Raw genomic sequence first — 11,609 nt, 5'->3', positions numbered from 1 at the left:
CCGCCCTGCCCGCCGCCGCGGCGACGAAGGCCGCCGCGACCGCGGCGCCGCCGTACGCCTCCTACTGGTACCCCGACTCGCTGCCCTCGGGCACCCCCGGCACCGGCATCACCTGGCGGGGCCTCAAGGCCTGGAGCGCCGCCACCGACACCGACCTGGCGTTCAACGCGTCGACCGTGCCGCTCGCCGCCCGGTTCACACCGACCCCGGCCAACACGACGGCCCGCAGCGGCCAGGCCCGCGTCCAGTCCCTCGTGTCCTTCGGACCCACGTCGAGCAACCCCTCGCAGGGCGCCGCCACGGCCGACTACTACGCCCTCACGCACTGGGCGTATCTCGACGAACTCGTCTTCTGGGGCGGCTCGGCGGGCGAGGGCCTGATCCTCGCGCCGAACGCCCCGATCGTCGACGCGGCGCACCGGCACGGCGTGCCCGTCCTCGGCAATGTCTTCCTGCCGCCCGTCGCCTACGGCGGACAGCTCCAGTGGACCCGCGACCTGGTGCAGAAGGACTCCACCGGGCACTACCCGCTCGCGGCGCAGCTCGTCGCGGTGGCGGCGGCGTACGGCTTCGACGGCTGGTTCATCAACGCCGAGACCAGCGGTGGAAACACCGCGCTCGCCACCGACATGCTCGGCTTCATGAACGAACTCAAGACGCTCGGGACGGCCCAGGGGCAGCGCGTCACCTGGTACGACGCGATGACCGTGAGCGGCTCGGTGAGCTGGCAGGGCGCACTGAACAACCAGAACAAGACGTTCTTCCAGGCCGCCGACTCCATGTTCGTCGACTTCCGCTGGTCCCAGAGCAGCCTGGCCTCCTCCGCGACGGCGGCCGGGCAACTCGGCCGCAGTCCCTACGAGTTGTGGGCGGGCGTCGACGTCGAGGCCGGCGGCACCAGCGCGTCCGTGAACTGGGACGCCATCGTCCCGAGCACCAAGGCCCACGTCACCTCCCTCGGCTTCTACCGGCCCGAGTGGACCCGCAACCACCTGCCCGCGAGCCGCACCCCCGGCGACTTCCACGCCGCCGACGACCTGTTCTGGACCGGCTCCTCCCTCGACCCCTCCAAACCGAACACGAGCGCGAGCTGGCGCGCCCCGGCCGTCTCCGTCGCCGACCGCTCGACGGTCGCCTCCGTTCCCTTCGCGACCGTCTTCAACACCGGCCACGGACTGAAGTGGTACGAGGACGGCGAGGCCGCCTCGGACACGGCCTGGAACCACCTCGGCCTCCAGGACCGGCTGCCCTCCCGCCGCTGGGTCGTGCGCACGACCGGACAGCGCCCCGCCGTCACCTTCGACTTCGCGGACGCCTGGCGGGGCGGGAGCAGCCTGCTCGTCGACGGCGCCCTGGACGCGCCCACCACGCTGGACCTGTACGCGACGAGGCTGCCGCTCACCGCGGACACGGTGGTCGAGCTCACGTACCGCACGGACACGGGCGCCGCCGCCGTGGAGCTGGCCGTCGCCACCGCCGAGCCGGGCGCTGCGGGCGGGGCGCCCCCGTACACGTACTTCCCGGTCACGTCCTCGGGCGACGGCTGGGGGACGGCCACCGTGCGCCTGACCGGACTGAGCGGGACCGTGCACGCGCTGGGCGTACGGCTGACGGCGAGCAGTGGTCCGGTGCGCTGGCGTCTCGGCGGGCTCGCGGTCCGCGATGCCGTGCTCACCCCCGACGCACCCACCGACCTGCGCGTCACCGGCGCCGACGGAGGCAACCTGCGCTTCGCCTGGCAGGGCGCACCCGGCGAAGTACGCCATTACGAGCTGTACCGGACGCTCCCCGACGGCACGCGCCGCTTCCTCGGCGGCACCTGCCAGAGCGCGTTCTACGTCGGCGGTCTCACCCCCGAGCAGGGTGAGCCGGCCGGGGGGTTCGAAGTGCGCGCGGTGGGGGAGCTGTTCACCGTCTCGACCGCCGCCACGACCACCCACACCTGGTAGCAGCACCACCTTCCCGCATCGTCTTCACCCCACGGAGCACCCCATGCATGACGACCGCACCCTGGTCGAAGCCCGCCTCAAGCGCGTCCTCGACGAGCGCATCCGACCCGCCGTGTACCCCGAGTCCGTGCCGCTGGAAGTCGCGGTGTGGCACGCGCCCGGTGAGCCGGTGCCCGTCGCCGAGGGGCTCGCGGCCACACCCGAGCCGATCGAGGTGGGTGCGCGCTGGGGCGCTCCGTGGGGCACCAGCTGGTTCAGGGTCACCGGGACCGTCCCGGAGGCCTGGGCCGGCCGGACGGTCGAGGCACTGCTGGACCTCGGCTTCGACGAGAACATGCCCGGCTTCCAGTGCGAGGGGCTCGTCTACCGGCCCGACGGCACTCCGGTGAAGGGCCTCAACCCGCGCAACCAGTGGGTGCGGATCGGCGCCCCGGTCGAGGGCGGCGAGGAGGTCCGGCTGCACGTCGAGGCCGCCTCCAACCCGGTGATCCTCGACTACCACCCCTTCCTGCCCACCCAGTTGGGCGACAGGGAGACCGCGGGCAGCGAGCCCCAGTACACCCTCACCCGGATGGACCTCGCCGTCTTCGACGAGACCGTGTGGGAGCTCGTGCTCGACCTGGAGGTCCTCGGCGAACTGATGGCCGAGCTGCCGGTGGAGTCGGCACGGCGCTGGGACATCCTGCGCGCGGTGGAGAAGGCGCTCGACGCGGTCGACCTCCAGGACGTGGGCGCGAGCGCCGCAGCGGCCCGCGCACGGCTGGCCGGGGTGCTCGCCGAGCCCGCCGTGCCGTCCGCGCACCGCATCAGCGCCGTCGGGCACGCGCACATCGACTCCGCGTGGCTGTGGCCGCTGCGCGAGACCGTCCGCAAGGTGGCGCGGACCACCTCCAACATGACCGCGCTCATCGAGGACGAGCCCGACTTTGTCTTCGCGATGTCCCAGGCCCAGCAGTGGGCCTGGGTGAAGGAGCACCGGCCCGAGGTGTGGGCGCGGGTGAAGAAGGCGGTCGCGGAGGGGCGGTTCGTGCCCGCGGGCGGCATGTGGGTCGAGTCGGACACCAACATGCCGGGCTCGGAGGCGATGGCCCGTCAGTTCGTGCACGGCAAACGGTTCTTCCTCGACGAGTTCGGCATCGAGAACGACGAGGCCTGGCTCCCGGACACCTTCGGCTTCGCCGCCGGACTCCCGCAGATCATCAAGGCGGCCGGCTCCAAGTGGCTGCTCACCCAGAAGATCTCGTGGTCGCAGACCAACAAGTTCCCGCACCACACCTTCCAGTGGGAGGGCATCGACGGCACCCGCATCTTCACGCACTTCCCGCCCGTCGACACCTACAACTGCTCCATGCGGGGCAGCGAACTCGCCCACGCGGCCAAGAACTTCAAGGACAAGGGCGTCGCCCGGCACTCCCTCGCCCCCACCGGCTGGGGTGACGGAGGCGGCGGCACCACCCGCGAGATGGTCGCCAAGGCGGCCCGGGTCCGTGACCTCGAAGGCTCCGCCACCGTGGTGTGGGAGACCCCGGCGGAGTTCTTCAAGAAGGCCGAGGACGAGTACCCGAACGCCCCCGTCTGGGTCGGCGAGCTGTACCTCGAACTCCACCGCGCCACGCTCACCAGCCAGGCGAAGACCAAGCAGGGCAACCGGCGCAGCGAACACCTCCTGCGCGAGGCCGAACTCTGGGCGGCGACCGCGGCCGTCCGGACCGGATTCCCGTACCCGTACGAGGAGTTGGACCGCATCTGGAAGACGGTCCTGCTCCACCAGTTCCACGACATCCTGCCCGGCTCCTCCATCGCCTGGGTGCACCGGGAGGCGCGCAGGACGTACGAGCGGGTTGCCGAGGAACTGACCGGCATCATCGACGCGGCGCAGCGGGCGCTGGCGGGTGAGGGCACCACGGAGCTCGTGTTCAACTCCGCGCCGCACAGCAGGGACGGGGTCCCGGCGGGCGGGGCCCTGCCCGCCGCCGTCGCGAGCGAGGTGGCGCTCGCGCCGCGCGTAGGCGGCGGCCACGTCCTCGACAACGGCCTCCTGAGGGTCGAGATCGACGCCCGGGGCCTCGTCGTCTCCGCCTACGACCTCGACGCCGACCGCGAGACGATCGCCCCGGGACGCGCCGCGAACCTGCTCCAGATCCACCCCGACTTCCCGAACATGTGGGACGCCTGGGACGTCGACGAGTTCTACCGCAACACGGTCACCGACCTGGTCGACGCCGATGAGGTCGTGCCTGGTGAGGACGGCGTGTCGGTGCGGATCGTACGGTCCTTCGGTGCCTCGCGGGTCACCCAGGTGCTGTCGCTCGCGCCGGGGGAGCGGCGGCTCGGCATCGACACCGAGGTCGACTGGCACGAGACGGAGAAGTTCCTGAAGCTCGCCTTCCCGCTCGACGTGCACGCGGAGCGGTACGCCTCCGAGACGCAGTTCGGGCACTTCTACCGGCCGACGCACACCAACACGTCCTGGGAGGCCGCCAAGTTCGAGGCGTGCAATCACCGGTTCGTGCACATGGAGGAGCCGGGCTGGGGTGTCGCGCTCGTCAACGACTCGACGTACGGCCATGACGTGACCCGTACCGTCCGCGACAGCGACTCCGGTACGACCACCACCGTGCGCGTCTCGCTGCTGCGCGCCCCGCGCTTCCCCGACCCCGAGACCGACCAGGGCGTCCACCGCTTCCGGCACGCGCTGGTGCCGGGGGCCGGCATCGGGGACGCGGTGCGCGAGGGGTGGCGGATCAATCTGCCGGAGCGGCGGCTGAGCGGCGGGCGTGAGGCCGCGCCCCTGGTGGAGGTGGCGCAGGACGCGGTCGTGGTGACCGCGGTCAAGCTCGCCGACGACGGCAGCGGGGATGTGGTCGTACGCTTCCACGAGTCCCGGGGCGGGCGGACCAAGGCCACGCTGACGGCCGGGTTCGGGGTCGGTGACGTCACCGTGACCGACCTGCTGGAGCGGCCCCTGACCGATGCGGCCACCCCCCGGCGTGACGGCGACCGGGTCACCCTGTCGCTGCGCCCCTTCGAGCTGGTCACCCTGCGGCTGACGCGCGCCTGATCGGTGCGTGCCTGAGCGGGGGCGTGCCTGACCCCTTCCCGGGCTGCGGATATCCGGCTACTGCGTGAGCTGGGTCCGCAGCCACTGCTCGACCTCGCCCACGTGCGCGGCGGCGGCCGCCCTGGCCGCCTCCGGGTCGTGGGCCACCAGCGCGCGGTGGATCGCCGCGTGCTCGCGGCGCGTCCGCTCGAAGGCGCCCTCCTCCTCGTAGCCCCGCCAGACCCGGGCGCGGAACGTGCGCGAGGACAGGCCCTCCAGGATGGCGGCCATGGTCTCGTTGCCCGCGGCGGCCGCGATCTCGCGGTGGAAGGCCAGGTCGTGGGCGAGGATCTCCTCCGGGTCGTCCGTCGCGTTCATCGCCATCAGGTGTTTCTCGACCTCGGCGAGCTGGTCGGCCGTGATCCGCGCCGCGGCCAGCGCGGTCGCCGTCGACTCCAGGATCCGCCGCACCTCCAGCAGCTCGACCAGTCGCGGCCCGCGCGAGAGGTCGGCCACCACGCCGAAGGTCTCCAGCAGGTCCCCGGCCTCGAGCTGGGTGACGTAGATGCCCGAGCCGTGCCGGGCCTCCAGTACACCGAGGACCGTGAGCGCGCGGATCGCCTCGCGCATCGAGCTGCGGGACATGCCCAGCTGAGCGGCCAGATCACGTTCGGTCGGCAGGCGCTGCCCGGGCTCCAGCCGGCCCTCGCCGATCATCGCCTTGATCCGCTCGATGGCGCGCTGCGTCACGGTGCCCTTCTGCGGGGCCGACTCGTCCACGCCGTCTCCTCCTGTTGCCGGGTGCGCCGCAGTCTAACCATCAGAGTGGTCGGACCACTACGGCTGATAACGCGGAAATTTTGGCGCACAGGGGTGTTGCGGAGGCGAAGTGGTCTGATAAATATTCGTCCCGGTTGAGCGGGACGCTCGGCCACGCACCGTCACACCCGATCGATCTCGCTCAACGAGGAGCCGTCAGATGGCCGGCAGAAACGTGCGGAACACGCGAATTGCGTCGCGGGCAGTGCGTGCGGCGGCTGCGGCCGCCTGCGCGACCCTCGTGCTCGCGGCATGCGGCAGCACCAAGGACTCCGTGTCGTCAGGCGGCGGGGGCACCGGCAAGGTCGGGGTGATCCTGCCCCTGCTGACCTCGCCGTTCTGGCAGTCCTACAACGACTACGTGCCGAAGATGGCGAAGTCCGAAGGGGTCGACGCCCTAAAGACCGTCAACTCCAACAGTGACCCGTCCCAGCAGATCACCGACATCAACAACCAGCTCAACCAGGGTGTGAAGGGCCTCGTCGTGGCCCCCCTGGACAGCGCCGCGATCGCCGCCGGGCTCGACCAGGCCGAGCGCAAGGGCGTGCCCGTGGTCGCCGTCGACGTGGCGCCCGAGAAGGGCAAGGTCGCCATGGTCGTACGCGCCAACAACGTCGCCTACGGCGAGAAGGCCTGCGAGTACCTCGGCAAGCAGATCCCCTCCGGCAAGGTCGTACAGATCATGGGCGACCTGGCCTCCGTCAACGGCCGGGAGCGCTCCGAGGCCTTCCGCACCTGTGTGCAGAAGAACTACCCGAAGCTCAAGGTCCTGGAGATCCCCGCCAAGTGGGAGTCCGACACCGCGGCCTCCAAGCTCGACACCCTGCTGAACGCCAACCCCGACATCAAGGGCATCTACATGCAGGCGGGCGGCGTCTACCTCGCGCCGACCCTGCAGACCCTCAAGTCCAAGGGCATGCTGAAGAAGACCGGCCAGGCGGGCCACATCACGATCGTCTCGAACGACGGCATCCCGCAGGAGTTCGACGCCATCCGCAAGGGCGAGATCGACGCCACCGTCTCCCAGCCGGCCGACGCGTACGCCAAGTACGGCATGTACTACATCAAGGCCGCGATGCAGGGGAAGACGTTCAAGACCGGCCCGACCGACCACGACTCCGAGATCGTCAAGCTGCCCAGCGGCATCCTGGAGGACCAGCTGCCGGCGCCGCTGGTGACCAAGGACAACGTCGACGACCCCAAGCTCTGGGGCAACACGGTCAAATGAGCACCCCACTGGTGGAGGCGCGGGGGATAGCCAAGCGGTACGGCCCCACCGTCGCCCTCCAAGACGGCCGGCTCACCGTTCTCCCCGGTGAGTCCCACGCCCTCGTCGGGCGCAACGGCGCGGGCAAGTCCACCCTCGTCACCATCCTCACCGGCCTCCAGGCCCCCGACGAGGGCGAGGTCCGCTTCGACGGCGATCCCGCGCCCGCGCTCACCGACCGCGACGCCTGGCGCCGCAAGGTGGCCTGCGTCTACCAGAAGCCCACCGTCGTACCGGAACTGACGGTCGCCGAGAACCTCTTCATCAACCGGCAGCCCGTCGGGCGGGGCGGCTTCATCAGCTGGCGCAGGCTGCGGGCCGAGGCGGCGCAGGTCCTGGACACCTGGGACGTGCATGTCGACCCGGAGGCCCGCACCGCCGACCTCAAGGTCGAGGACCGCCAAATGGTGGAGATCGCCCGGGCGCTCAGCTTCGGCGCCCGGTTCATCGTCCTCGACGAGCCGACCGCGCAGCTCGACAACCGGGAGATCGAACGGCTCTTCACCCGGATGCGCGCGCTCCAGGAGTCCGGTGTCACCTTCCTGTTCATCTCGCACCACCTCCAGGAGGTGTACGAGGTGTGCCAGACGGTCACCGTGCTGCGCGACGCCCGCTGGATCACCACCGCGCCGGTCGCCGAACTCCCCCGCACGGCCCTGGTGGAGGCCATGGCGGGGGAGTCGATCGCCGAGCAGACCGTCACGCACCAGTCCGTCGTCGCGGACGCCCCGGTGCTGCTCGACGCCCGGGGGCTCACCTCCGACGCGTACGAGGACATCGACCTCACCGTCCGCCGCGGCGAGGTCGTCGGCCTCGCCGGCTCCAGCGGGAGCGGCAAGATCGAGCTCGCCGAATCCTTCGCCGGACTGCACACCCCGACCGGCGGAACGGCTCAACTCGACGGTGAACGGATGCCCTTCGGTGACGTGCAGGCCGCGCTCAAGGCGGGCGTCGCCTGTGTCCCGCGCGACCGGCACGAACAGGGTCTCGTCTCCGGGATGACCATCGGCGACAACACCACCATGAGCGTCCTGAACCGGCTCGGCCGCTACGGCTTCATCGGCGCCGCCCGCAAGCGCGGCTTCGCCACCGAGCTGATCGAACGCCTCGACATCCACACCGAGGGCCCCGAACAGCCCGTCTCCGACCTCTCCGGCGGCAACGCGCAGAAGGTCGTCATGGCCCGCGCCCTCGCCTCCGACCCCCGCCTCCTCGTCCTCATCAACCCCACCGCGGGCGTCGACGTGAAGTCCAAGGAGTCACTGCTGTCCCGGATGGACAGCGCCAGCGAGGACGGCACCGCCGTGCTCGTCGTCTCCGACGAACTCGACGACCTGCGGCGCTGCGACCGCGTCCTCGTCCTCTTCCACGGCCGTGTCGTCGCCGAGCACCCGGCGGGCTGGCACGACCACGAGCTGATCGCCTCCATCGAAGGAGTGGACCATGGCTGACACGAAGGCCCCGTCGGCCTCGTCGCCCACCTCCGCGCGCGTCCCCGACGCACGGGCCGCCAAGACCGTACTGCTCCGCAGGGCCCGCGAACTCGCCCTTGTGCCGGCCCTGTTGGTTCTCCTGGTGCTCGGCGCGATCGTCAACGACTCGTTCCTCACCGAACGGAACCTGATCTCCATCCTGGGCGCCTCGGCGGCCCTCGCGATGGTGGTCCTCGCCGAGTCCCTGGTGCTGATCACCGGCAAGATCGATCTGTCCCTGGAGTCGGTGGTCGGCATCGCGCCCGCCGTCGGCGCCCTGCTGGTGCTGCCGTCCGCGCAGTCCGGCTGGGGCGCGGAATGGCCGACCGCGCTCGCCCTTGTCGCGATCCTCGTCGTGGGCGGAGTCATCGGCGCCTTCAACGGCATCCTCGTGGTGAAGTTCAAGCTCAACGCCTTCATCGTCACCCTCGCGATGCTGATCGTCCTGCGTGGCCTGCTGGTCGGCGCCACCAAGGGCAAGACACTGTTCGGCATGCCCGACGCGTTCTTCTCACTGGCCACCTCCACCTTCCTGCGGGTCCCGCTGTCTGTGTGGCTGGCCGCGGTCGCCTTCGGCGTCACCGGGTTGATCCTCAAGTACCACCGGGTCGGTCGCGCTCTGTACGCCATAGGCGGCAACGCGGAGGCGGCCCGTGCGGCCGGTATCCGCGTCGACCGGATGCTGCTCGGGGTCTCTGTCGTCGCCGGCGTCCTCGCCTCGGTCGGCGGGATCATGCAGACCGGGTACGTCGGTGCGATCAGCGCCAACCAGGGCAACAACATGATCTTCACGGTGATGGCGGCGGCGGTCATCGGCGGCATCAGCCTGGATGGCGGCAAGGGCACCATGTTCGGCGCCCTGACCGGCGTGCTCCTCCTCGGCGTGGTGCAGAACCTGCTCACGCTCGCCCAGGTGCCGTCCTTCTGGATCCAGGCCATCTACGGCGGAATCATCCTGGTCGCCCTGATGATCGCCCGCGTGACCACCGGCCGCGCCCAGGACTGACCCCCCTTCGTCTTCGTACGGATCCAAGGACCCACGGATCCACGGACCCCTCCGTACGCCCCTGTCCCGGACCGAAAGGCCTCCCGTGTCCCCAACTGCCGCCCGTATCACCGCGGTCGACACCTACGACATCCGTTTCCCCACCTCGCGCGAGCTCGACGGCTCCGACGCGATGAACCCGGACCCCGACTACTCGGCGGCGTACGTCGTGCTGCGCGGCGACGCGGCGGACTGTCCCGAGGGGCACGGCTTCACCTTCACCATCGGGCGGGGCAACGACGTCCAGGTCGCCGCGATCGAGGCGCTGCGCGGGCATGTGGTCGGACGCTCGGTCGACGAGCTGTGCGCGGACCCGGGCTCCCTCGCCCGGGACTTGATCGGGGACAGTCAGCTGCGCTGGCTCGGGCCCGAGAAGGGCGTGATGCACATGGCGATCGGTGCCGTCGTCAACGCCGTGTGGGACCTGGCCGCCAAGCGCGCGGAGAAGCCCCTGTGGCAGCTGCTCGCCGACGCCGAGCCGGAGTGGCTGGTCCGCCAGGTCGACTTCCGCTACCTCACGGACGCCCTCACACCCGAGGAGGCGCTCGAACTGCTCCGTCGTGGCCGGGAGGGCGCCGCCGAGCGCGCCGCGGTCCTCCGGGGGAGGGGCTTCCCCGCCTACACCACCTCGCCCGGCTGGCTCGGCTACAGCGACGAGAAGCTCACCCGCCTCGCCGCCGAGGCCGTCGCCGACGGCTTCCGGCAGATCAAGCTGAAGGTGGGTGCCGATCTCGCGGACGACGTACGCCGCTGCCGGGTCGCCCGCTCGGTGGTCGGCCCCGACATCCGGATCGCCATCGACGCCAACCAGCGCTGGAACGTGGACGAGGCGATCACCTGGACCAAGGCCCTCGCCGAGTTCGAGCCCTACTGGATCGAGGAGCCGACCAGTCCCGACGACGTCCTCGGCCACGCCGCCGTCCGGGAGGCCGTCGCCCCCGTCAAGGTCGCCACCGGCGAACACGTCCAGAACCGTGTCGTCTTCAAACAGCTCCTCCAGGCCGGCGCCATCGACGTCCTGCAGATCGACGCCGCCCGCGTCGCCGGCGTCAACGAGAATCTCGCCATCCTGCTTCTCGCGGCCAAGTTCGGCGTGCCCGTCTGTCCGCACGCCGGCGGGGTCGGCCTGTGCGAACTCGTCCAGCACCTGTCGATGTTCGACTTCGTGGCGCTCTCCGGCACCACCGACGACCGGGTCATCGAATACGTCGACCATCTGCACGACCACTTCCTCGACCCGGTGGTGATCAGGCAGGGTCACTACACGGCACCCACTGCGCCGGGCTTCTCCGCGACCATGCGGCCGGAGTCCATCGCGGAGTTCACCTACCCCGGCGGCACCTTCTGGGCCGCCGACCTCGCCCAGCAGAAGTCCGACAGTCAGACGAGCGAAAAGCAGAAGGGGGAAGCGGCGTGAGTGCCGACTTCGAAGGACTCAAGGCGCTGGTGACCGGTGGCGCCTCCGGCATCGGCCGCGCCACCGCAGAGCTGCTCGCCGCCCGTGGGGCGCAGGTCGCCGTCCTCGACCTGGACCCCTCGACGGTCGAGAAGCCCCTGCTCGGCTTCCGCGCCGACGTCACCGACGACGCCTCCGTACGCGGGGCCGTGGCCGCGGCCGTCGCGGACCTCGGCGGACTCGACGTGCTGATCAACAACGCCGGGATCGGCGCCCAGGGCACCGTCGAGGACAACGCCGACGACGAGTGGCACCGGGTCCTGGACGTCAATGTCGTCGGTATGGTCCGTACCGCCCGCGCCGCCCTGCCCCACCTGCGGGAATCCGCACACGCGGCGATCGTGAACACCTGCTCCATCGCCGCCACCGCCGGGCTGCCGCAGCGCGCCCTGTACTCCGCCACCAAGGGCGCCGTCCTCTCCCTCACCCTCGCCATGGCCGCCGACCACCTCCGCGAGGGCGTCCGCGTCAACTGCGTGAACCCCGGCACCGCCGACACCCCCTGGGTCGGCCGCCTCCTCGACGCCGCCGCCGACCCGGCCGCCGAACGGGCCGCACGGC

Annotated in this window: 8 protein-coding genes; 7 read left to right on the top strand and 1 reads right to left on the bottom strand. The window is 71.0% G+C overall.

The annotated features are described in order from the left end of the window. Nucleotides 1-5 precede the first annotated feature (5 nt). Together ABZ656_RS52075 and ABZ656_RS52070 are read left to right on the top strand one after the other, a co-directional pair. Entirely contained in the window at nucleotides 6-1,949 is a 1,944-nt protein-coding gene (locus ABZ656_RS52075) for an endo-beta-N-acetylglucosaminidase (RefSeq protein WP_360278957.1), read from the top strand. A gap of 43 nt (nucleotides 1,950-1,992) precedes the next feature. Continuing rightward, entirely contained in the window at nucleotides 1,993-5,010 is a 3,018-nt protein-coding gene (locus ABZ656_RS52070; RefSeq protein WP_101402328.1) for a glycoside hydrolase family 38 C-terminal domain-containing protein, read from the top strand. Between the two features lie 57 nt (nucleotides 5,011-5,067). Here the strand turns inward: ABZ656_RS52070 and ABZ656_RS52065 are convergent, their stop codons facing one another. Then, nucleotides 5,068-5,769: a FadR/GntR family transcriptional regulator gene (locus ABZ656_RS52065; RefSeq protein ID WP_101402329.1), complete on the bottom strand. Its 702-nt coding sequence runs from the start codon at nucleotides 5,767-5,769 to the stop codon at nucleotides 5,068-5,070. A 199-nt stretch (nucleotides 5,770-5,968) separates the two neighbouring features. Between ABZ656_RS52065 and ABZ656_RS52060 the strand changes: the two genes are divergently transcribed. The 5 genes from ABZ656_RS52060 to ABZ656_RS52040 form a co-directional block, all read left to right on the top strand. Next, nucleotides 5,969-7,036 carry a sugar ABC transporter substrate-binding protein gene (locus ABZ656_RS52060; RefSeq protein ID WP_101402330.1) on the top strand — a complete coding sequence of 356 codons (1,068 nt, stop codon included), beginning with the start codon at nucleotides 5,969-5,971 and terminating at the stop codon, nucleotides 7,034-7,036. Next, entirely contained in the window at nucleotides 7,033-8,526 is a 1,494-nt protein-coding gene (locus ABZ656_RS52055) for a sugar ABC transporter ATP-binding protein (protein WP_101402331.1), read from the top strand. The genes ABZ656_RS52060 and ABZ656_RS52055 overlap by 4 nt, the downstream gene beginning before the upstream one ends. Further along, nucleotides 8,519-9,553, top strand: a complete 1,035-nt coding sequence (locus ABZ656_RS52050; protein ID WP_360278951.1) for an ABC transporter permease — start codon at nucleotides 8,519-8,521, stop codon at nucleotides 9,551-9,553. The genes ABZ656_RS52055 and ABZ656_RS52050 overlap by 8 nt, the downstream gene beginning before the upstream one ends. Before the next feature lie 85 nt (nucleotides 9,554-9,638). Next, a complete protein-coding gene (locus ABZ656_RS52045) occupies nucleotides 9,639-11,009 on the top strand; it encodes an L-fuconate dehydratase (RefSeq protein ID WP_101402333.1) in 1,371 nt (456 codons plus the stop codon). Next, nucleotides 11,006-11,609: SDR family oxidoreductase (locus tag ABZ656_RS52040; RefSeq protein ID WP_360278948.1), on the top strand; the 604-nt coding region annotated here is incomplete at its 3' end. The genes ABZ656_RS52045 and ABZ656_RS52040, both read left to right, overlap by 4 nt.

Source organism: Streptomyces sp. NPDC007095, from assembly GCF_040634475.1.
Taxonomy (GTDB): Bacteria; Actinomycetota; Actinomycetes; order Streptomycetales; family Streptomycetaceae; genus Streptomyces.
Note: the sequence above shows the minus strand (reverse complement) of the source record. Positions and strands in the feature narration are given on the sequence as shown.